This is a genomic window from Streptomyces sp. NPDC048415 (genome assembly GCF_040651675.1).
GTDB lineage: Bacteria > Actinomycetota > Actinomycetes > Streptomycetales > Streptomycetaceae > Streptomyces.
Genome location: NZ_JBEZKJ010000003.1, coordinates 15,812 through 37,810 on the forward strand (window position 1 = coordinate 15,812; position 21,999 = coordinate 37,810).

At 68.9% G+C, this 21,999-nt stretch carries 18 protein-coding genes and 2 pseudogenes; 6 read left to right on the forward strand and 14 right to left on the reverse strand.

The window, feature by feature from the left end; genetic code table 11:
* Window positions 1–74: 74 nt before the first annotated feature.
* Entirely contained in the window at window positions 75–1,007 is a 933-nt protein-coding gene (locus AB0D27_RS03190; protein WP_362501455.1) for a LysR family transcriptional regulator, read from the forward strand.
* A 273-nt stretch (window positions 1,008–1,280) separates the two neighbouring features.
* On the opposite strand, the gene AB0D27_RS03195 is transcribed toward AB0D27_RS03190, so the two are convergent.
* On the reverse strand, window positions 1,281–2,873 hold the full coding sequence (locus tag AB0D27_RS03195; protein ID WP_362501457.1) for a FadD7 family fatty acid--CoA ligase: 1,593 nt from the start codon (window positions 2,871–2,873) through the stop codon (window positions 1,281–1,283).
* 265 nt (window positions 2,874–3,138) lie between these two features.
* Here AB0D27_RS03195 and oxc point away from each other — a divergent pair, with 265 nt between their 5' ends.
* The gene (oxc, locus tag AB0D27_RS03200; RefSeq protein ID WP_362501459.1) at window positions 3,139–4,890 is read left to right on the forward strand and encodes an oxalyl-CoA decarboxylase; all 1,752 of its coding nucleotides are present in this window, start codon (window positions 3,139–3,141) and stop codon (window positions 4,888–4,890) included.
* A gap of 75 nt (window positions 4,891–4,965) precedes the next feature.
* The gene (gene frc / locus AB0D27_RS03205) at window positions 4,966–6,222 is read left to right on the forward strand and encodes a formyl-CoA transferase (protein WP_362501461.1); all 1,257 of its coding nucleotides are present in this window, start codon (window positions 4,966–4,968) and stop codon (window positions 6,220–6,222) included.
* Window positions 6,223–6,359: 137 nt separating this feature from the next.
* Here the strand turns inward: frc and AB0D27_RS03210 are convergent, their stop codons facing one another.
* The 7 genes and pseudogenes from AB0D27_RS03210 to AB0D27_RS03240 all read right to left on the reverse strand — a co-directional run bounded on the left by AB0D27_RS03210 (window position 6,360) and on the right by AB0D27_RS03240 (window position 12,511).
* Window positions 6,360–6,800, reverse strand: a complete 441-nt coding sequence (locus AB0D27_RS03210) for a PAS domain S-box protein (protein WP_362501463.1) — start codon at window positions 6,798–6,800, stop codon at window positions 6,360–6,362.
* A gap of 238 nt (window positions 6,801–7,038) precedes the next feature.
* The gene (locus tag AB0D27_RS03215) at window positions 7,039–7,773 is read right to left on the reverse strand and encodes a hypothetical protein (protein ID WP_362501465.1); all 735 of its coding nucleotides are present in this window, start codon (window positions 7,771–7,773) and stop codon (window positions 7,039–7,041) included.
* 119 nt (window positions 7,774–7,892) lie between these two features.
* Window positions 7,893–8,102, reverse strand: a pseudogene (locus AB0D27_RS03220) (GMC oxidoreductase); the annotation flags it as partial.
* Window positions 8,103–8,156: 54 nt separating this feature from the next.
* Entirely contained in the window at window positions 8,157–9,638 is a 1,482-nt protein-coding gene (locus AB0D27_RS03225) for an MFS transporter (RefSeq protein ID WP_362501467.1), read from the reverse strand.
* 122 nt (window positions 9,639–9,760) lie between these two features.
* Window positions 9,761–10,978 carry a sensor histidine kinase gene (locus AB0D27_RS03230; protein ID WP_362501469.1) on the reverse strand — a complete coding sequence of 406 codons (1,218 nt, stop codon included), beginning with the start codon at window positions 10,976–10,978 and terminating at the stop codon, window positions 9,761–9,763.
* A 202-nt stretch (window positions 10,979–11,180) separates the two neighbouring features.
* Window positions 11,181–12,224, reverse strand: a complete 1,044-nt coding sequence (locus tag AB0D27_RS03235; RefSeq protein WP_362501471.1) for a zinc-binding dehydrogenase — start codon at window positions 12,222–12,224, stop codon at window positions 11,181–11,183.
* A 92-nt stretch (window positions 12,225–12,316) separates the two neighbouring features.
* Entirely contained in the window at window positions 12,317–12,511 is a 195-nt protein-coding gene (locus tag AB0D27_RS03240; protein ID WP_362501473.1) for a hypothetical protein, read from the reverse strand.
* Window positions 12,512–12,903: 392 nt separating this feature from the next.
* Between AB0D27_RS03240 and AB0D27_RS03245 the strand changes: the two genes are divergently transcribed.
* Together AB0D27_RS03245 and AB0D27_RS03250 are read left to right on the forward strand one after the other, a co-directional pair.
* On the forward strand, window positions 12,904–13,407 hold the full coding sequence (locus tag AB0D27_RS03245) for a MarR family transcriptional regulator (RefSeq protein ID WP_362501475.1): 504 nt from the start codon (window positions 12,904–12,906) through the stop codon (window positions 13,405–13,407).
* Window positions 13,404–13,529, forward strand: a complete 126-nt coding sequence (locus AB0D27_RS03250; protein WP_362501477.1) for a hypothetical protein — start codon at window positions 13,404–13,406, stop codon at window positions 13,527–13,529. Before AB0D27_RS03245 ends, AB0D27_RS03250 begins: the two co-directional genes overlap by 4 nt.
* Before the next feature lie 559 nt (window positions 13,530–14,088).
* Here the strand turns inward: AB0D27_RS03250 and AB0D27_RS03255 are convergent.
* The 4 genes from AB0D27_RS03255 to AB0D27_RS03270 are packed head-to-tail and all read right to left on the reverse strand — an operon-like array spanning window position 14,089 to window position 18,003.
* The gene (locus tag AB0D27_RS03255; protein WP_362501479.1) at window positions 14,089–15,210 is read right to left on the reverse strand and encodes an ABC transporter ATP-binding protein; all 1,122 of its coding nucleotides are present in this window, start codon (window positions 15,208–15,210) and stop codon (window positions 14,089–14,091) included.
* A 3-nt stretch (window positions 15,211–15,213) separates the two neighbouring features.
* Window positions 15,214–16,020, reverse strand: coding sequence for an ABC transporter permease (locus AB0D27_RS03260; RefSeq protein ID WP_362501481.1), 807 nt, complete (start codon window positions 16,018–16,020; stop codon window positions 15,214–15,216).
* 10 nt (window positions 16,021–16,030) lie between these two features.
* Window positions 16,031–16,918, reverse strand: coding sequence for an ABC transporter permease (locus tag AB0D27_RS03265; RefSeq protein WP_362501483.1), 888 nt, complete (start codon window positions 16,916–16,918; stop codon window positions 16,031–16,033).
* Window positions 16,918–18,003, reverse strand: coding sequence for an extracellular solute-binding protein (locus tag AB0D27_RS03270; protein WP_362501485.1), 1,086 nt, complete (start codon window positions 18,001–18,003; stop codon window positions 16,918–16,920). The genes AB0D27_RS03265 and AB0D27_RS03270 overlap by 1 nt, the downstream gene beginning before the upstream one ends.
* A 769-nt stretch (window positions 18,004–18,772) precedes the next feature.
* On the opposite strand from AB0D27_RS03270, the gene AB0D27_RS03275 reads away from it, so the two are divergent.
* Window positions 18,773–20,218: a gamma-aminobutyraldehyde dehydrogenase gene (locus tag AB0D27_RS03275; protein WP_362501487.1), complete on the forward strand. Its 1,446-nt coding sequence runs from the start codon at window positions 18,773–18,775 to the stop codon at window positions 20,216–20,218.
* A gap of 98 nt (window positions 20,219–20,316) precedes the next feature.
* On the opposite strand, the gene AB0D27_RS03280 is transcribed toward AB0D27_RS03275, so the two are convergent.
* Window positions 20,317–21,537: a carbohydrate-binding protein gene (locus AB0D27_RS03280; protein WP_362501489.1), complete on the reverse strand. Its 1,221-nt coding sequence runs from the start codon at window positions 21,535–21,537 to the stop codon at window positions 20,317–20,319.
* Between the two features lie 183 nt (window positions 21,538–21,720).
* Window positions 21,721–21,990, reverse strand: a pseudogene (locus AB0D27_RS03285) (DUF3500 domain-containing protein); the annotation flags it as partial.
* Window positions 21,991–21,999 lie beyond the last annotated feature (9 nt).

The window sequence follows — 21,999 nt, forward strand, 5'->3', positions numbered from 1 at the left end:
GGCCGACCAGGGCATCCGGCTTGTCCGTCTTCGGCAGCACGTGCCGGCACGGCCCGGGCGGAGAGGAGTCGTTCATGCTGTTCCGCCAGCTGGAGTACTTCGTGGCGGTGGCCAGAGAGAGGCACTTCGCCCGGGCCGCGGAAGCCTGCTACGTGTCACAGCCCGCGCTGTCCGCTGCGATCGCCAAGCTCGAGCGGGAGCTGAACGTCACGCTGATCAACCGGGGGCACAACTACCAGGGCCTCACCCCGGAGGGCGAGCGGCTCGTCGTATGGGCCAAGCGGATTCTCGCCGAGCAGGACGCGTTCAAGGCCGAGGTGGCGGCCGTTCAGTCGGGCATCACCGGGACGCTGCGGCTGGGAACGGAGCCCACGGCCTCGACGACCCTGGCGCTGCCCGTCGCCGCGTTCTGCTCGGCGCACCCCTTGGCCAAGGTGCAGGTCCGCTCCCGACTGTCCACGAAGGAGCTCCTGCGTCAGCTGCGCGAGTTCGAACTGGACGCCGCGATCGCCCACTTCGCCCCGGGCGACCGGGAGAACCTGCAGGTGATGCCGCTGTACGAGGAGAGGTACATGCTGCTGGTCTCGGGCGACCAGCTGATGACCCAGACCAACACCATGACGTGGACGGAGGCGGCCCAGCTACCGCTCGCGCTGCTGACGCCCGACCACCGGATTCGCGAGCTCATCGACAGTGTGTTCGCGGACAAGGGGGTCGTGGTGACCCCGCAGGTGGAAACGGACTCGATCGCCTCCCTCTACGCGCACGTGGGGGGCGGCGAATGGGCGAGCATCGTGCCGCACTCGTGGCTGCGCGCGATGCCGGTCATCGGCAGGACGAGAGCCGTGCGTCTGGTCGACCCGGACGCCAGGGCCCAGGTCTCGGTGGCCATCCACGCGGCAACGCCCGGTTCGATCGCCGCCCGGGCCTTCGTCAACGCGGCGACCGGCCTGTCACTGGACGACTTCTTCGACGAGCCACTGCCGACCGAGCACCGCGTGAGGTGACGACGACCGAGCACCGCGGGGGTGTGGACGGGCGAGCGCCGCGGGGGTGTCGGCGGGCGAGCGCCGCGGACGTGTGGACGGGCGAGTGCCGTGTGAGGTGTGGACGGGCGAGCGCCGCGGGGGTGTCGGCGGGCGAGCGCCGCGGACGTGTGGACGGGCGAGTGCCGTGTGAGGTGTGGACGGGCGAGCACCGCGGGGGTGTCGGCGGGCGAGCGCCGCGGGGGCGTCGGCGGGCGAGCGCCGCGTGAGTGAGACGCGGGACTCGTCCGCGCGTCACCGCGCGTACCGCGCCTCCACCGTCTTCCGGTCGAGCCCTCCCTTGGCCGTGTGGGGCAGCGCGCCGACGATGTCGAGCCGGTCGGGCACTTCGAAGGCGGCCAGCCGGTCACGGGCGTACTCGAGGATCTGCTCGGCCCCGATGACGTCGCCCTCGTGGATCACCACGGCGGCCCCCACCCGTTGCCCGTACGTCGCGTCGGGCAGGGCGAACACCGCCGCCTCGACGACGCCGGGACATCCGGCGAGGATGTCCTCGACGTGCTCGGGGGAGATCTTCTCGCCCCCGCGGTTGATGAGGTTCTTGATGCGCCCGGTCAGGAACAGGTAGCCGTCCTTGTCCAGTGAGCCCAGGTCGCCGGTGCGGAACCAGCCGTCGGCGAAACTGTGCGCCGTCTCGCCCGGGTTGGCGAGATAGCCGCGGGCGACGGTGGGGCCGTGCACCCACACCTCGCCCTCGATGCCGACCGGGCACGTCAGCCCGTTCTGGTCGACGACACGAAGGTCCACCCCGGTCGACCGGCCGACCGACCCGTGCTTCAGGGCCCCCTGCTGCGGCAGCGGTTCACTGGTCGCCTGGTGCGTGGACTCGGTCATCCCGTACGCCGACAGCAGCGGCGCACCGAGTGTGCGCTCCAGCGCCCGCTGGGTGGCCGAGTTGAGGGGAGCGCTGCAGCTGCGTACGAACTTCAAGGGCGGGACCCGCGGGCCCGGGTACTCGACCGCCGACCGGTGCAGGAGTATCTCGTGGATGGTCGGGACGGCGGTGAACCATGTGGCGCCCGCGGCCCGCATGTCGTCCCAGAACGTGTGCGCCGTAAACCGTCCCCTCTCGGGCAGCAGGACGCATCCGCCGCTGGCCAGGGACGCCAGAAGCGCCGCGAACAGCCCGTGACCGTGGAAGAACGGCATCACCGCGACCGTCGCGTCGCCCGGGCCCAATTCGTACGTGGCGCAGATGCCCTGGACGGAGGCGGCGACGTTCGCGTGGGTCAGCGGGACCATCTTGGCCCGGTCGGTGGTTCCCGCGGTGAACAGGACCAGGGCGTCAAGGCCCGAGAGCTCGTACGCCGCACCGCGGACGTGCCGCACCACGCGCGCACCGGTGTCGAGTGTGGCCGTCGCCGTGCCGGCCCGGGAGGCCTCCACGCGCAGGGTCCACGCCGGGACACGGACCTGGGGGACCGGCGGGGCACCGGCCGCGGGCGGACCCACCAGGATCGCCTGCGCGCCCAGCGCATCGAGCCGCGCGGACAGCTGCGACTCGGGCAGCGCGGGGTCGATCGGAGCGACCACGAGACCGGCCCGAGCCGCGGCCAGCAGTGCGACGACGAACTCGGCGGTGTTGGCGCAGACGAGGCCCACCGCGTCGCCGCGGTGCAGCCCCGTGCCGCCGAGTCGGGTGGCCACGTCGTCGACCAGGGCGGCCAGGGCGCGGTAGGACAGATGGATCCGCTCCCCGCCGACGACGAGTGCGCCGGCGCGGGGACGCTCACGCACGGACCGGTCGAGGAGATCGACGAGGCCCGTGACCGCCGGAGGCCGGTACCGGTTCGCGTCGCGCACGGATGCTGCGGCCGGAACGGCCATGACTCCACCTCCTCGCGCCAAGTCTGATGAAGCAGTCCTCTGCGAGCCTGCGGTGACGCGGGGGGTGCGTCCAATACCCACTGGTGAACGGCCGATAGCAGGTGTCTATCAAGGGAGTTGCGAGGCACGTCAGGGCGTCCACCTGCCGTCAATAGATGCTGTTTATCAGCTGGTCGCCGATGGGTCTTGGACGCGAGCGCGCGTGCTGCCGAAGGTGAGAGGAGTAGCCGCACTGGCATGACCTGCCCAAGGAGGACCTCGGACCATGACCGCCCCCTCGACAATGGAGACCGCGGCAGCAGCCGACGTTCCGACCGAGCTCACCGACGGGTACCACCTGGTCGTCGACGCGCTCAAGTTGAACGACGTCGACACCATCTACGGAGTGGTCGGCATCCCGATCACCGACCTGGCCCGCCTCGCACAGGCGCAGGGCATCCGCTACATCGGCTTCCGTCACGAGAGCAACGCGGGACACGCGGCGGCTGCGGCCGGCTATCTCACGAAGAAGCCGGGCGTAGCCCTGACCGTATCCGCTCCGGGGTTCCTCAACGGGCTGGTCGCGCTGGCGAACGCCACCACGAACTGTTTCCCGATGGTGCAGATCTCCGGTTCCAGCGAGCGGCATCTCGTCGACCTCAAACAGGGCGACTACGAGGAGATGGACCAGCTCGCCGCCGCGCAGCCGTTCGTCAAGGCCGCATACCGGGTGAGCCGGGTGGAGGACATCGGCCGTGGCATCGCCCGCGCGCTGCGCACCGCCATCTCGGGCCGTCCCGGCGGTGTCTACCTCGACATCCCGGCCGCGGTGCTCGGCTCGATCATGGACGCGCAGGAGGGTGCCAAGACGCTGAGCCGTCTCGTCGACCCCGCGCCGCGCCAGCTGCCCGCCCCCGAGGCGGTGGACCGCGCGATCGAGCTCCTGGCCGGCGCCGAGCGGCCGCTGGTGGTGCTCGGCAAGGGCGCCGCGTACGCGCAGGCGGACGCCAAGATCCGTGAGTTCATCGAGTCCACCGGCATTCCGTACGTACCGATGTCGATGGCGAAGGGCCTGCTGCCCGACGACCACCCGCAGTCGGCGGCCACCGCCCGTTCGCTGGCGCTGAAGAAGGCCGACGTCGTGATGCTCGTCGGCGCCCGCCTGAACTGGCTGCTCAACCACGGCGAGGCACCGAGCTGGAACCCCGACGCGAAGTTCATCCAAGTGGACATCGAGCCCAAGGAGATGGACAGCAACCAGCCCATCGCCGCCCCGCTCGTCGGAGACATCGAGTCGGTGCTCGACGCGCTCGCCGAGCGGACCAAACCCGGCCAGATCGCGGCCCCCACCGTCTGGCGGGAGGAGCTGGCAGCGCGCTCGGCGACGAATGTCGCCAAGATGGCGAAGCGCCTTGAGGCCGACCCGCACCCCATGCAGTTCATGGGTGCCCTGAAGGCGGTACGCGATGTCATCCACGAGCGCCAGGAGACCTACCTCGTCAACGAGGGCGCCAACGCGCTGGACATCGCGCGCAACGTCATCGACATGCACGTACCGCGTCACCGCCTCGACAGCGGCACGTGGGGCGTCATGGGCATCGGCATGGGGTACGCGATCGCCGCCGCCGTCGAGAGCGGCGCGCCCGTCGTGGCCGTGGAGGGCGACAGCGCCTTCGGGTTCAGCGGCATGGAGCTGGAGACGATCTGCCGCTACAAGCTGCCCGTCGTCACCGTCATCATGAACAACGGCGGTGTCTACCGCGGCGACGACGTCAACCCGCTCGACGACGCACCGTCCCCGACGACCCTGATGCTCGCGGCCCGCCACGACCTGATGATCGAGGCGTTCGGCGGCAAGGGCTACCGCGCGACCACGCCCGCCGAGGTCACCGCCGCTCTCACCGAGGCGCTGGCCTCGGGCGGCCCGGCGCTCATCGACTGCGTCATCGACCCCTCGGCCGGCACCGAGAGCGGCCACATCGCGCACCTCAACCCGAAGGGCATCACCGTCGGCAACATCACGCCGGCGAAGAAGTGAGCAGCCATCTCGACCCCCAGTACGCCCAGTTCAGCCCACCCTCGTACCGAGATCATTCAGGAAAAGGAAACCACGATGAGTGAACAGCCGCTCGCCGGAATCAAGGTGATCGACTTCACCGGGGTCCAGGCCGGTCCCGCATGCACCCAGATGCTCGCCTGGTTCGGCGCCGACGTCATCAAGGTCGAGCGCATCAACGGCGGCGATGTGACTCGCCGTCAGCTGCGCGACATCCCCGATCTGGACGCCCTCTACTTCACGATGCTGAACAGCAACAAGCGCTCGCTGGCCATCAACACCAAGTCCCCCGAGGGCAAGGAGGTCATGGAGAAGCTGATCCGCGAGGCGGACATCCTGGTGGAGAACTTCGCGCCGGGCGCGATGGACCGCATGGGCCTCGGCTGGGACTACATCCACGAGCTGAACCCGCGGCTGATCTTCGGTTCGGTCAAGGGCTTCAACGACGACTCCAAGTGGAACGACCTCAAGGTCTACGAGAACGTCGCCCAGGCCGCCGGCGGCGCCGCGTCCACCACCGGCTTCTGGGACGGCCCGCCCACCATCAGCGGCTCGGCCCTCGGCGACAGCAACAGCGGGATGCACCTGCTGATCGGCCTGCTGACCGCGATCATCCAGCGCAACGCGACCGGACTCGGCCAGAAGGTGTCGGTGTCCATGCAGGACGCCGTCCTCAACCTGACCCGCGTCAAGCTCCGCGACCAGCAGCGCCTGGAGAAGATCGGCTACCTGGAGGAGTACCCCCAGTACCCGAACGGCGAGTTCGGCGACGCGGTGCCGCGCGGCGGCAACGCCGGCGGCGGCGGCCAGCCGGGCTGGATCCTGAAGTGCAAGGGCTGGGAGACCGACCCCAACGCCTACATCTACTTCACCATCCAGGAGCAGAACTGGGCGCGCACCGCCGAGGTCGTCGGCCACCCCGAGTGGGCCGAGGACCCGGAGTACAACACCGCCCTGGCGCGCCAGTCGCACATCTTCGACATCTTCGACGAGATCGAGAAGTGGCTGGCCGACAAGACCAAGTACGAGGCGGTCGACATCCTGCGCACCTTCGAGGTGCCCTGCGCGCCCGTGCTCAGCATGAAGGAACTCGCGGCGGACCCCGACATGCGCAAGAGCGGCACGATCGTCGAGGTCGAGCAGAAGGAGCGGGGCACCTACCTGACCGTGGGCAGCCCGATCAAGTTCTCCGGCTTCAAGCCCGACATCAAGGGTGCGCCGCTCCTCGGTGAGCACACCGACGAGGTGCTCGCGGACCTCGGCTACGACGCGGACGACATCCGCAAGCTGCACGATGGCCAGGTCGTCGCCTGACCCGAACCGCCAGGGTGCCCCGCGTACGTTCCTCGTGCGTGGGGCACCGGCATGCGCGGGGGCGTCAGACAGTTCCCCTGTACGTCAGAAGCGGCCGCGGCCCCGAAGGCCGCGACCGCTTCCCCGCTCAGGGCACCTCAGACCGTTGTACGGTCTGCGGTGGCTTCGGCCCGCCGCCGCATCATCTCCCGCTCCCGTGCCCGTCGCGCGGTGACATCCCGGATGACCGCTCCGACGTGCGCGCCGCCGTCTGGAGCGGACAGCAGCACCACGCTGAACTCGATGGACAAGGTGCTGCCGTCCGCCGCCAGCGCGGGAACCGTCAGGAGGTCCGCTTCCCCGTACTTGGTGGCCCCGCGGTCCATGGCCGTCCGAAAGCCGTCCCAATGACGCCGCCGGTGTTTTTCCGGGATGATGATGTCCAGGTTGCGACCGGCCGCCTCGGCCGCCGAGAACCCGAAGATGCGCTCCGCGCCCCGGTTCCAATAGCGGATCAGGCCTTCACTGTCGATGATCACTATGCCGTCGGGTGCCTGGGCAGCCATCCCCAGCACCACCTCGGGATCCAGATCTTCCATGTCGCCTCCGAGCCGGGCCATTTGATGGCGACAGTATACAGAATGCAGTACTGGGGGGAAATCATGCGGACAGGGGTGGTTGGCTCAGCGTGCGGTGCGGACGCCGCCGAGGCCGGCGGGTCTGCTGCATCGAGTCCCGGCAGGCGAGGAAGAGTTCGGACTCGTTGTTCAGGGTCTCCCGGATGCCCCGCTTGGCCGGCGCCTGCCTCCAGGGCGGCCCGGAGTGAGTGCTGCGCCGTCAGCCCAGGGTGTTCACGGCCCGGGCCACCACCAGGACCACCGTCACCAGGGAGACCGAGGACTGCAGCATCATCAGCATCTTGGCCCAGCGCGACAGCGGCATCACGTCCGTCGGGCTGAAGGCGGTGGAGTTGGTGAACGACAGGTACAGGTAGTCCAGGAACGCCGGCTCCCAGTCCGGCGGCGCGGTCTCCGGGCTCTGCATCTGTACGAAGAGGAAGTCGGCGAACTGGTGGTGACCGCGGACCCGCGCCATCGGTCCGCCGCGGTCCCACTCCCAGTACCACAGGGCGAACACGATGACGTTCGTCAGCCAGATGCCGCCGCCGCCGAGCAGCAGCGGTCCGGCCTCGTTCCCCTCGGTGCCGTTCACCAGGCCCGCCACCAGCCGAACCGCCGCCCAGCCGTTGGCCAGGCTGATCACGCCGATCAGGGCCAGGCCCAGCCACCGCAGCCACCGGGTCCGGGGCTCGACCCGCCGGGGGTTCGCGGCGATCAGGCCGGCCAGCAGCACCACTTCCAGCACCGGCAGCGCCCAGTACGGCTGGAGCGTGAGCCGGTGCGGCAGCATCAGCTGGAGGGTGACGGCCACCAGGATCACGGCGGTCACCGCCCAGCGCGGCTCCCCGCGCGTCGCCCGGCGCCACGCGGGTGCCACACCGCGCTCGCCGCTCTCCAGCAGCCGCTCGATCCTGGTCAGGCGGCTCTCGGCGTCGTCCATGCCCTCGGTCATGGCAATGATTGTCCCGGGTCGCATGTCGATCACGTGACCGCCCGGCCCGGAGATGGCCTCCTTGACCGCCTCGCCGAGGTCGGATGGCCAGGCAGGCAGTCGGTTCGGCGTGAGTCGCCTCACGACACGTCACGCCGCATGGCGCCCGCAATGAGTTCGCCGATCAGGGCGGCGGTTGCCGCGGGGCCGCGCAGCGGAGCCGCGGGCAGGATCGAGGTGTCCGCGACCCTCAGGCCCCTGATGCCGTGCACCCTTCCGTACGGGTCGACGGCGACCCGGGGATCGTCGGCGGGACCCATCGGAACCGTCGCGCACGTGTGATGACCGGCTTGGGCCCGCCGATCGCCTGTTCACGATCAGCGGGCCCCGAGCAGGCGGTGTCGTTACGACGTCGCGGCGACCGCCGCGGGCTCGGCCGTGTCCCCGGCCGTCGGTGCGGCCGTGGCGGCGGTGCGCCGGCGCGGGAGGAAGGAGGCGAGGAAGAAGGCGAGGACGGCCGCACCGGCACCGATGGCCATGACGATCTTGAAGCCATTCTCGGAAGGCAGGGCGGTGCTACCGAAGTTGGTGGTCATCTGGGCGAGGATCACGCCGGCGAGGGCGCTGGCGAACGACGTACCCATGGAGCGCATCAGGGTGTTGAGGCTGTTCGCCGCGGCCGTCTCGGAGGCGGGCACGGCGCCCATGATCAGGGCGGGCATGGCGCCGTAGGCGAAGCCGACGCCGGCGCCGATGATGCAGGAGACCAGGATGAGGTGCCAGACCTCGGACATCAGCAGGATGTTCAGGCCGTATCCGGCGGCCACGATGACCGCGCCCAGCATCAGGGTGATCTTCGGGCCCTTGGTCTTGGTGATGGCGGCGGAGATCGGCGCCATGCCCATCATGACCAGGCCCTGCGGGGCGAGGACCAGACCGACGGTCATCATCGACTTGCCCAGGCCGTAGCCGGTCTGCGACGGCAGCTGGAGCAGCTGCGGCAGCACGAGCGACATGGCGAACATCGAGAAGCCGAAGGCGACGGAGGCGAGGTTGGTGAAGAGGACCTGGCGACGGGCGAGGGTGCGCAGGTCGACCAGCGGCTTGCCGGTCCGCAGCTCATACCAGCCCCATATCAAGAAGATCGCGATCGCGGCGGTGAACAGGCCGAGGGTGGTGGCGCTGGTCCAGCCCCAGTCGGCGCCCTTGGAGATGGCCAGCAGCAGGGACACCAGCGCGGCCGACAGGCCGAGCGAGCCGATGAGGTCGAAGCGGCCGCCGGCGCGGACCTTCGACTCGGGCACGATCGTCATCACCAGCGCGAGGGCGACGACGCCGAGAGCGGCGGACGTCCAGAACAGGACGTGCCAGCTGTAGTTGTCGGCGATGAACGCGGCCGACGGCAGACCGAGTGCGCCGCCGACACCCAGCGAGGCGCTCATCAGCGCGGTGGAGCCGGCGAGCTTCTCGGCGGGCAGGACGTCGCGCATGATGCTGATGCCGAGCGGGACGACGGCCGCCGCCAGACCCTGCAGGGTGCGGCCGATGACCATCGGGACGAGTGACTCGCTCAGCGCGCAGACGACCGAGCCGGACACCAGTAGCACGGTGCTGACCATGAGCATGCGGCGCTTGCCGAACATGTCGCCCAGGCGCCCGACCACGGGAGTGGCGACGGCTGCGGCGAGCAGGGTCGCGGTGACCGCCCAGGCGGTGTTCGACGCGGAGGCGTGGAGGTACTTCGGAAGCTCCGGGACGATCGGGATCACCAGGGTCTGCATCAGCGAGACGACGATCCCGGCGAATGCCAGCACCGCCACCACGGCGGCCGACCGCGGAGGTGCGGAACCTCCGGCCTCGGCGGATCGGGGAAGGGCGTCGGACATGGCAGGGCCTCCGTCGGTACGAGCTAGATTGCTTAACTTACGCAAGCATAAGTGGATTGCTTAACTAAAGCAAGTTCATGTTTCGTCGGCTGTCTCGCCTGGCCGGTCAGCCGCGGGAAGGGTCATGGAGCCGGGACTTCTTCGGGAGCGTGCGGATGCAGCGGCAGCTCGATCTCGACTTCGAAGCCGCCCTGCGGGCGGTGGCCCACGCGGAGGCGGCCGCCCGCGGAGTGGGCCCGCTCGCGCATGCCGATGAGGCCGTAGCCGCTGTTCGGAGTGGGAGAAGACGGTGATGCCCTACCCGTGTCGTTGGTGACGGTGATGCCCAGCCGGTCGGGGGAGTAGGTGAGCCGCACCTCGGCCGAGGGGGTGACCGCGTGCTTGGTGACGTTGGTGAGGGCTTCCTGCACGATGCGGTACGCCGTGAGGTCCGCCCCGGTGGAGAGCGGGCGCGGCTCTCCCTCGGTGATGACCGTGACGGTGAGCCCGGCGTGCCGGAACGACGCGGTCAGGTCGGAGAGCTGCCCGAGCCCGGGGGTGGTGGATTCGGTGGCCGCCAGAGGATTGTCCACGTCGTCCGCGTGGCGCAGCAGCCCGACGGTGGCCTTGAGTTCGCGCAGCGCCGAGGAGGTGCTCCCGATGAGGTCGGCGACGATCCTCTCGGCCTCGTCCGGCCGGGTTCGCATCAGGCGGACGAGGGTCCCGGCCTGGATGTGGGCCAGGACGAGGTGGTGGGCGACGACGTCGTGCAGGTCCCGGGCGATGCGCATGCGCTCCTCGGTGACGCGGTGCCGGGCTTCCTTCTCGCGCGTTCGTTCCGCGTGTTCGGCGCGGGCTTGCACGGCCTCCAGGCAGACCGCGCGAAACCGGGTCACGGTGCCGAGGGAGGTGGGCAGCAGCAGCCAGAACGCGGGGCCGAGCAACTTGAGGACCAGAGGTTCATCGGTGGGTCCGACGACGAGTGCGGTGGTCATCAGCAGGGCGATTCCCCAGAAGGTGAAGGTGTTCGCGGTTCTCCGGCCGGTGCGGACGGCCAGTGAGTACAGCGCGAGCATGAGCGGTGCCGGCAGCAGGACGGTGAGGATGCAGCCGAGCACGGCCACGATCAGGGCACAGACCGTGGTCAGTACCGCCGTGGTGTGGGGACGGCCGCGCCGCCACAGCAGAGCGGTGCACGAGATGCCCGCCAGCAGCACGCCGGGCCACCACGGGACTCCCAAGTCGGAGTCGGGGAGCGCGATCATGCTGCCGGGGACGGAACAGGCGAAGAGCAGTGCCGCCAGTGACATGTCAACGATGTGGGGATGGCTGTCCAGCCGCCGCTGCAGGCTGTCGGTCATGGCGTGGGTTCCTGTCCGGTGATGTGGCCGCGACGGCGGGCCGACTGAACAGACCCTTGACGGACCGTGGGGTGGGCGGCCGTGCCGGATCCGGTCGAACAACCAGTCATGTGCTGCGGACGACAGTGACCAGGGGCCGCTCCTGCCTCGAGAGCCAGCAGGCCGCCCCGCGCGCAGGGGTGCGCGCGCGGCGGAGGGGTTCCTACGGCTGGTCGTCGAAGGTGACGACGACCTTCTCGGCCGCTCCCGGCGTCAGCGTGAGCTCGAAGGCCTGCGTGACATCGGCGAAGGGGACGCGATGACTGATCAGCTTCGCGAACCGCTCGTGGTGCTCGGCGATTTCGGCCGTGACTTCGAAGATCTCGGTGGGGTAGCCCTGGGAGGCGATGAGGGTGAGCTCGCTGCGGAGCATGCCCCCGAGGTCGATGTCGGCGCCCTTCTTCTGTACGGCGACCATGACCAGCTTGGCGCCCCACTTGGCGGAGGCGATGGTGGCGTTGAAGACGCCGGCGGCACCGGCGGCATCGATGTAGATGTCGGTTCCGGCGCGGGGCTGGCCAAGGGCGTTGGCGGCCTGGCCGTGCAACTCCGCGAGCCGGGCGGTGACGTCCTCCTGCGCGGAGTTGATGACGGCGTCCGCGCCGACGGCCAGCGCCGTCTCCAGCCGCTCGGGGATGACGTCGGCGACGACCACGTGCTCGACGCCGCGCAGCTTCAGCCAGATGGTGGCGCCCAGGCCGATTGGCCCCGCCCCGAACACCACGACCTTGTCGGCCGGTTTGGCCTCGGACCGGTTGACGCAGTGCCGGGCGACGGCCATCGGCTCGTTGAGCGCGGCGACGTCGAAGGGCACGGTGTGGGGGAAGACCGCGACACTCTTGCCCACGACGGCGTTCTCGACGAGCAGATACTCACTCATCCCGCCGAACCTGCCACCGCAGCCGATGATCCCGGTGGGCGCGTCCTGCGGGTTGACGACCACCCGGTCGCCGACGTTCAGGTCCGCGACCTCCGCGCCCACCTCGACGATCTCCCCGGCGGTTTCGTGGCCGAGCGGCAGGGGGATCATCGAGCCGCCCGGGCCGAACGGGATGCCGCCGAGGTAGAGGAAGTGCGTGTCGGTGCCGCAGATGCCGCAGGCGCGAATCCGGATGAGTGCGTCCTTGGGGCCGGGCACCGGGCGCCCGATGTCGACGACGTCGACCTTGCCGACCATGCCGGTCTGTACGGACTTCATCGTTGCCATGGGGAGGTTTTCCTTCTGGAGGTATTGGAGGTATTGGAGGTGTGATGGCTCAGTCGCGCCGGAGTTGTCCGCCCGCGCCGGGAGAGGACCCGTCAGGCTCGGTACTGCTGTCGCTCTCTGCGGCCGCGCAGAAGGCTCATGCCGGCGCCGAGGGAGACGACGGCCATGCCGAGGGAGGTCGCGATGCCCTGGGAGCCGTCTATGACGAAGGGCGCCGCCAGGGCGACGGTGAGGTTGAACAGGAACAGGAACCAGAGGGCGGGCTTGGAGGCGAGCAGCGACTTCATGAGGGTTTCCTTTGGAATGCGGGAGCTGCGTGCAGCGGTCGGCGGTCTCCGTCGGCGGTGGGCCGACGACCGGCTTCGGAGATACGGGGCTTACGGGGCGGGGGCGCGGTGGTGTCCTCGAACCCGGCGGCGGACGGGGGAGTGTTCCGGCCGCCGGGCCCGGGACAGCGCCGTTCCCCGTCCCCACGGGTTCGGCGCGTCGGGGCCATACCGCTCAGTTGGCCCCGGTCCGTGTGTCCACGGTTGGGATGCCGTGGGAGGGGGCCCAGTTCGGGCCCCGGTTTGCTTGAGTTAGGCAAACATAGAGGAGTTACTTAAGTCAAGCAACTTTCTCGACGTCGGCGGCGACTGCACCACATTGCTTAAGTTAGGCAAACTGTTACTGTGGGTTCATGCCCCCCACGTCACCTGCAACGGCGCACGCCTCGGCGGACGTCATCGAGATCGAGCGAGTCCTCACCCGCGTCGCGTATCTGGCCGGGCGGGCCCGACAGCACGAGCGGCTGATGGCCCTGGCGGGCCTCTCACTGGACCGGGCCGCCGTCGCGATCCTGCGGAACATCGCCGAGAGCGAGCCGATGCGCCCCGGTGTTCTCGCGGTCCGCCTGTCGGTGGAGGCTTCCCATGTCACCCGGCAGCTGGCGCAGCTGGAGAAGGCAGGCCATGTGATCCGCGTCCCGGATCCGGACGACCGCCGGGCGCAGCGCGTTCAGCTCACCGACGCCGGCCTGGCCGCGGTCGACCGTGTACGGGAGGTGAGCCGCCGGGGCATGGAGGTGGCTCTGGCCGACTGGCCGTCGGAGGACCTGCGGCAGCTCGCCGGGCTCTTTCATCGGCTGGTCGACGACTTCGTCGCCCACGCCGAGGATCATGTCGACATCCGGCCCTCTGCTTGACGGCGGACCGGCGGCTCCCGCCGTCGGAGGACCTGCGGCAGCTCGCCGGGCTCTTTCATCGGCTGGTCGACGACTTCGTCGCCCACGCCGAGGACCATGTCGACATCCGGCCCTCTGCTTGACGGCGGACCGGCGGACCGGCGGCTCCGGAGGGGCGATATGCGCACAGTGTGCGGCGGCCTCAAAGGCTCGCGGGGGTGACCACGGCTGCCCTGGTGCCGACAGGCCAATGGCCGGTGAGTCGTCGGCCAGTGCGACCTCCCGGGCGAAGACCTACCGACCAGCTTGCGGCTGAACCTCTCTCCAGAGCCCGGCTCTCACCGCCCGGCTGCTGCGTCAGCCGCCCGACCACCCCGAGGCGGTCGCCCTGCCCGTCTGCGGTGCACGGACGTGGGCAAGGCGTGTGTGGGTCCTCGGAGACATGCTTGGTGATCGAATGGTGCCGGCCGAGTTTCGGCAGGCACCATCCGTGTTCTCGTGATCGTACGTATCGCGCAGCCCGAGCCGGCGACAGACCTCCGCCCTGCCTCCGGATTCGGTCCGGCACAGGAGCGTCAGCAGGCCACTCAGGCCCTCCACGACGCGTCTCCCGGCGGCCCATGCTGAGAGTTCCCTCCCCGCCATGCGGCCATCGTGGCGGGACCGGCGCCTGCTTCCAGGGGAGGCCCGTCCAAGCAGTCCTCAGGTCTCCAGGACGAGCAGCTGAGCCTCCTCCGGGGACCAACCGACCGTCAGATCGGTGTCCACGGCGCCGGTTGGGCGCGAGCCTGTGCCGAGTTCGCGCATGACCACCTCCTGGCCGCCCACGTGCAGTCGGTGGCGGATCGTGGCACCGAGGCTGGTGGACGACAGAACTCGGCCGGAGCCGCGGTTCTCGGTGCGGTCGGCGTCGACGAACCGCAGATGCTCGGGGCGGATGGAGACCGCGTACGCCTCGCCCTTGGCCCCGCGGTCGCGTACCCGGCCCACTCCCCAGGCGCCGAGATCGACGACGGCCTCGCCGTCCTTGCGCTCCAGTACCGTGCAGGGCAGCAAGTTGGTGTCGCCGAGGAAGTTGGCCACCCAGTCGGTCCGCGGATGCGCGTACACGTCCTCGGGGGCACCCTCCTGCACGATCCTGCCGTCGCGCATGACCACGATCCTGTCGGACATGGACATGGCCTCGTCCTGGTCATGGGTGACGAACAGGACGGAGATGCCGAGCGACTGCTGCAGTGTCTTGACCTCGTCCTGCATCTGCTCGCGCAGGCGCTTGTCCAGGGCAGCCATCGGCTCGTCCAGGAGAAGGGCCGCGGGGTTGAAGACGAGGGCGCGGGCGAGCGCGACGCGCTGCTGCTGACCGCCGGACATCTGACGCGGACGACGGTCGCCGAGCCCGGCCAGACCGACGCGGGCGAGTGCCTCCTCCGCGCGGCCCCGCCGCTCGCCGCGCTGGACCCCCCGCATACGGAGCGGGAACTCGACGTTCTCGGCGGCGCTCATGTGGGGGAACAGGGCGTAACTCTGGAAGACGACGCCGAGGTTGCGGTCCTTGGGAGGCAGCCGGTCCACCGGTTCGCCGTCGATCAGCACCGTGCCGGAGGTGAGTTCCTCGAAGCCGGCGACCATCATCATCGTCGTGGTCTTGCCCGAACCGCTCGGCCCGAGCAGGGTGACGAACTCGCCGGGAGCGACCGACAGATCGAGATCGTCGACGGCGGCGACGTTCCCGTACATCTTGCGAACGCCCCGCAGCTCGATGGCACCACGCCGCTCCTCGTGGGGAGTTGAGGCGGATGCCTGCTGTGTGCTCGTGGTCGTCATGGTTCACCCTGTCTGTTCGGGGGCGGTGAAGGGGAGCAGCCGCGCGACGGAGCGGCGGCGGATGGTGAAGCAGACCTGTACGAGCAGACCGAGCGTGGCGACGGTGACGAGCATCGCCGAGGAGACCGCGATCTTGGGGGTGAGGTTGTACTGGATGTCGGTGAACATCTTCACCGGCAGCGTCGTCGCGTTCGGGGACTGCAGGAACAGCGCTATGACCGTCTCGTCGATGGACACCGAGAAGGCGAACAGGGCTCCCGCGATGAGCCCCGGCCGGATGACCGGGAGATAGACGAACCGCATGACGGAGAACGCTCCCGCGCCCAGGCTGCTCGCCGAGTGGACCAGCGCCGGGTTCAGCCCGGCGAGGCTGGCCCGCACGGTGAGGAAGGCGTACGGTACGGCGATCACGGCATGGGCCAGGCCGATCGGCAGGACCGTCCCCACCATGCCGAGGGAGATGAAGAACTGGTAGAACGCCAGAGCCAGCACCACCGCGGGCACGATCATCGGCGCGAGCAGGACGCCCGTGACCGCCGCCTTCCCGGGGAACGTACGCCCGTGCAGCGCCACCGCGGCCGTCCCGCCGAGCAGCACCGCGATCACCACCGCCATACCGGCCGCCTGCAGGCTCGCGGACAGTGCCGACATCCACGCCTGGTCGCTGAAGAATCCGGTGACCGCCTCGGTGGACAACTGCCGGGGCGGGAACGCGATGTAGCGGCTGCCGGTGAACGCCACGGGCACAACGATCAGCGTCGGCACCACCAGGAAGACGAAGACCGGCACCGAGGCGATCAGGGAGGACACATGCCGAGGTCTAGTGGGCCTCATATTCGCCTCCCGCACGAAGGATCCGCTGGTAGATCGCGACGAGCACGCTGACGATGACGGTCAGCAGCAGCGCGAGCGCCGACGCACCGGCGAAGTCGGTCAACTGCCTTGCGTAGAAATCGATCTGATTGGCGATCATCATGTCGCCGGGGCCGCCGAGCACGACGGGCGTGATGAAGAATCCCGTACTGATGATGAACACCAGCAGACCCGCGGCGGACACCCCCGGAACGGTCAGGGGCAGGATGATCCGCCGGAAGACCGACGCCTCGCCCGCCCCGAGCGACCGGGCCGCCAGTTCGAGCCGGTCGTCGATCGCTGCCAGGGCCGCGAAGATCGGGAAGACGGCGTAGGGCAGCAGGTAGTGCACCATGCCGAGCACGACTGCGAAGCGGTTGTGGAGCAGGCTCAGCGGGGCATCGGTGATACCGAGCCCTTGCAGCGCGCTGTTCACCAGGCCGTTGTCCTGCAGCAGGACCGCCCAGGCGAAGTTCTTCACCAGGACGCCCGTCCAGAAGGGCAGGAGCACCAGAGCGAAGAGGATGACCCGCGCCAGCGGCCCGCGCCGCCAGATCACCAGGGCCAGCAGATAGCCGAGCACGACCGTGGCGAGCGTCGACAGGGCGCTGATCTCGAAGGTGTTGAGCAGCGACCGCGACACCAACGGGTCCTTCAGCACGCGCTGGTAGGCGTCGCCCTCGGTGCTCGCCGCGACGAGTTTGCCGAGAGGGGTCAGGAAGAGTACGGCGTCGAAGGCGAGTGCGGGCGCCAGCAGCAGCAACCATGTGCCGCGCGGGCGCCGGCGCCGCCGCGGCGCATCGGTACCGACCGAAGCGGATGCGGAAGCCGCGGCGGACGTGACGGTGGACGTCATCAGCTGCCCGCCTGCCACAGCTTGAAGCGCTGCTCGGTCGCCTTGAGGTTCTTCGCCCACCAGGCGTCGTCGCGTACCAGGATGGAGCCCGCCAGCTTGGGGCTGGTGGGCAGGGAATCGGCCACCGAGGAAGGCAGCTCGGCCAGAGCCGGGGTGTTGGCCAGGGTGAGGTTGGTGGTCTGGATGAAGTCGGCGCCTGCCGCGGCGTCGTTGCTCATGAAGTCCAGGAGCCGGAAGGCCGCCTCCTTGTTCCTGGCGCCCTTGGGGACCACGAAGTAGTCGCCCGCGACGACACTGTTCCTGGCGGTGAAGTTCAGCCTCGCCCCGTCCTTGCGGGCGGCGCTGATCCGGTTGTTGAAGCTGGTCGACAGCGCGACCTCACCCGAGGTCAGCTGCTGGATCGGCTCCTGATTGGCCGCGTGGTAGATCAGCCTGTCGCGCCCGGGGTGCTGGGCCAGGTACGTCAGGGCGGCATCCACGTCGAGTGGGTAGATCTTGTCGAACGGCACGCCCGCGGCGAGTCGTGCCGCCTCCAGGACCGAACTGTCGGACAACTGCGAGTAGACGGAACGCTTGCCCTTGTAGCGCCCCTGGTCCAGGAACTGCTCCCAATTCTTCGGTGCCTGCGCATCGGAGATGTGCTTTTGGTCCCAGGCCATCACGAAAAGGAAGCTCAGATACTTGATGCCGTAGTCGGCCTTCGCGTAGGACGGCAGCCCCTTGTCGTTGATGACGCCGTAGTCCAGCTTCTCCAACAGCCCCTCGTCGACGGCCTGGAGGTATTCCGGCGCGGTCAACTCCACCAGATCCCACTGGACATCGCCGGACTGCACCTGGGTCTTGAGCCCGGCGAGGCTGGTGTTGGCCAGCAGCGACGGGCGCACACCCGACTTCTTCTCGAAGGGCTTGAGCAGGGTCTTCGTCAGCTGGTCGTTGTACGAGCCGCCGTACGAGGTGACGGTCACCGTGGTGTTCGGCTTGGCCGACGGGGTCGACTTGGTGCTGCACGCGGTGAGCAGACCCCCCGCGAAGGGTGCCGCCAGCGCGGAGCCTCCGGCCGCCCGCAGGATCGACCGCCGGCTCATGCTTCTGTGTGACTGCTCGTTCATTGTGGCCATGCCTTTCTTGGAACACGACGGCCCCGTGTCGGCGCACACCCATGACAGGTGTGGTACGCGATCAATGCGGGGCGCTGCAGGGGTCAGCACCAAAGGGGGAAAGAGGGGGTCCGTCAACTGCGATCCGTGTCATGAGCGGACAGGCCGGAGTGCGACCCGCGGAGCCCATAGCCGTCGCCAACGGCCATGAATTCGGAACTCGTTCGCATCCGCCATCACGATCAGGCGATCCGCGGAAAAGGGAACGATCCGGTACACGCGGTCTGCGTCAGCCCGGCGACCGCGTGGCGCAACAGTAAGTACATGTCCTCGGCGCGTCAATGATTGATTTCTCGTGGATGCACCGCTCGTGCCGCAGGCGGACATCCCGTCGTCCTGCCCGACGACACGGCCTTGGTGAGTGTGCAGATCATCCATAAGGCCCCCGTGGCTGTGGATGAATCCACCACTTCTGGGCTGGTCGGGTGGCAGATAGCGTCACTGGCCTGGGACGACGACCAGGCCTGGTCAGGTCATCCGTTCCTCAGTTGCTGTCCCTCCGGCGTGGCCCGCCGACGCGGAAGTCGCCAATTCCGCGCCGTCCGGGCCTGCCCCCCCATATCCGGCACAACCGGAACGCAGTCTCACGGCCGCCCTCACCCCTTGGGCGCTGCGTCATCGCCATTGTCCAGTCGGCCCGACAGCGGATTTCCCGCATCCCTACGATTCCCACACGTCACGAGGAGTACAGAACGTCGTGAGCGAAATCCGCACGCTGCGCAATTACATCGACGGGGAATTCGTCGACGCGAAGGACGGTCGCACGCTGCCGGTCGTCGACCCCACCACCGGTGAGGTGTACGCGAGTTCACCGCTCTCGGGGGCGGCAGACGTCGACGCGGCGATGGCAGCCGCAGCAGCGGCCTTTCCTGTGTGGTGCGACTCCATCCCCAGTGTCCGGCAGAAGCTGCTCCTGAAGATCGCGGACGCTGTCGAGGACCGCGCTGAGGAGCTGGTCGAGGCGGAGTGCCGCGACACCGGCAAGCCCCGCGCCATGACCAGGACCGAAGAGATCGTTCCCATGGTCGACCAGTTGCGCTTCTTCGCGGGTGCCGCGCGCCTGCTGGAGGGCAAGGCAGCGGGGGAGTACGCCGAGGGCCTGACCTCCATCATCAGGCGGGAGCCGATCGGTGTGTGCGCCCAGGTCGCACCCTGGAACTACCCGATGATGACGGCGGTGTGGAAGTTCGCGCCCGCGATCGCGGCAGGCAACACCGTGGTCCTCAAGCCCTCGGACACCACGCCCGCGTCCACGGTGCTGCTCGCCGGGATCGTCGGTGGCGTACTCAAGGAGCTGGATCTGCCCGCCGGTGTGCTCAACGTCGTGTGCGGCGACCGGGACACCGGGCAGCTCATGGTCGAGCACCCGGTGCCGGCCATGGCCGCCATCACCGGTTCCGTGCGTGCCGGCATCCAGGTCGCCGAGAGCGCCGCCAAGGATGTCAAGCGCGTCCACCTGGAGCTCGGCGGCAAGGCGCCCGTGCTCGTCTTCGACGACGCGGACATCGCGCAGGCCGTCGAGGGCATCACAACGGCGGGATTCTTCAACGCCGGACAGGACTGTACGGCCGCCACCCGGGTGCTGGTGCACGAGTCCGTCCACGATGAGTTCGTCGCCGCGCTGGCCAAGGCCGCCGCCGACATCAAGACCGGTGGTATCGACGAGGAGGGCGTGCTCTTCGGTCCGCTCAACAACGTCCATCAGCTCGCCCAGGTGAGTGGTTTCGTCGACCGGCTCCCCTCGCACGCCAAGGTCGAGGCAGGCGGTCACCGCGTCGGCGACCAGGGCTACTTCTACGCCCCCACCGTCGTCTCCGGGCTCCAGCAGGACGACGAGATCATCCAGAACGAGGTCTTCGGCCCCGTCATCACCGTCCAGTCCTTCACCGACGAGGCGCAGGCCGTGGAGTGGGCCAACGGCGTCGACTACGCTCTCGCCTCCTCCGTCTGGACGAAGGACCACGCACGCGCGATGCGCATGTCGAAGCGCCTTGACTTCGGCTGCGTATGGATCAACACCCACATGATCCTGGTCGCCGAGATGCCGCACGGCGGCTACAAGAAGTCCGGCTACGGCAAGGATCTTTCGGCGTACGGCCTCGAGGACTACACCCGCATCAAGCACGTCATGACATCGCTGTGACATGCCCGAGGTAGGCGTCCCGGTTGGCGCTTACTTTCTGACCCGGATGGCGCCGCTCATGCTTCGGGCGGCACCATCCGTGTTGTCGTGACACGACGTCAGCAGGCGCCCTCGTCCTGCCACGGCCCCCACTCGGAGGCGCCGGGCGTCTCGTTCTGGGTCCACCACTTGGCCTTCCAGTTGTGCTTGTTGTACGAGACCTCGTTGCCGGCGGTGTAGACCGCAGCCGAACTCCAGGCCGTCTTGCACGCGGTGCTCGGCGGGGTCGGTGTGGGCGTGGGGGTCGGAGTGGGTGTGCTGGTGGGCGGCGTGGCTCCGGCGAACTTCACTGAGTACTTCGCGAAGTCCCAGGAGCTCTGCGTCACGCTGGAGCATGTCCCCGACGTACGGCCGCCGTTGTCGGCGGGAGTGCACTGACGGTCGCGGTTGAGGGACCAGAAGGTGAAACGGTCCATGTTGTGGCTGGTGGCGTAGTCCAGCACCGTCTGGAAGTCGGCCTGCGAGAACATCTCGCCGGTGTCGCTGCGTCCGTTCATGCCGGAGAAGCCTTCGTGAGCGTAGGCGGTCGCCTGGTCCCAGCCGAAGGTGGACTGGAGGATCGTGTTGAAGTTGGTGAGCGCGCTGGTCTGCGAGGCAGCACCGTTGAAGCCGCCGTCGAACGGCATGATGGAGAAGTTGTTCGGCGTGAACCCCTGCGACTTCGCCTCCAGCAGCATCTGCTTGCCGAACCAGCCGGTGCCGTCCGCCGTACCGGCCGTGGTGACGGAGACGTAGAGGCCCGGATTGTTCTGCTGAAGGATCTTGGCGGCGCCGATCTCGTTCTTGATCGCCGCCGTGTTCTCGTACTCCGGCTCCTCCAGGTCGAAGTCGATCGCGTGCAGGCCGTACTTGGTGATGACCTGCTGGTACGCCGCCGCGGTGGCGGCCGCGTCCGAACACGTCTGCCCGAGCTTGGTGCCGCCGTAGCCGCCGATCGAGACGGAGACGTCGCCGCCCTTCGCTCGGATGTTGTTGATGACCGACTGCACGGTGGTGTCCGAGGAGACCGCGGCCGTGCCGCCCCAAGTGGGGGAACATCCACCGCCGTTGGGGGCGAGGACGAAAGCGAGCTGGAACGCCTTGAGGCCGGTCGCGTCCATGATGGCGGCCGGGTCCGGTGGGTCGTTGTCCAGTGGCATCAGATAGGGAGCGGCGGCGTACCAGCGGTTGCTGAGCGCGGTGGTCGCGCCCGAGGCGTTGCCCGCGACCAGCGCGGTGGTGCCGACTGCGGTCAGTCCGACGGCGGCGGCCGCGCCCAGAGCTGCGCGAAGACGTCTCACTGCGTGCCTCCAGGGGAGTGGGGAGTGGCCCCAGCTTCCGGGCGCTGTCGCGATCACGTCAATGACTTGGACTAGACCAGATTGGTCTTTGGACTAGACCATACCTTCTCTTTACTCGCGCGCTCGGTCGACGCTTTCCGGATCGCCGTGTCGTTGCGGTTGCGCGTACCAGGGCCGCACCCCTCAGCGGTGGTGGCGCATGACCAGGTGGTGGCCGTCGAACTGGAAGCCCAGGGCTCGGTGGCCGGCGGGGTGCCCATCAGCCGTGCAGTGGTAGGCGTCCTCGTTGCACGACTTGGTGTTGTTGATCGCCTCGTCGGCCGTCTGGTTGATCTTGCGGATCTCCTCGGTCGTCTCCAGGCCGTCCGCGCTGAGAGCCGACCTCAACAGGGCAGTGCCCAGGGCCTTCTGGTCATCCGTCAGGTCGGCGAGGGTGATGCCCTGGCGCTCGTAGGAGTCGAC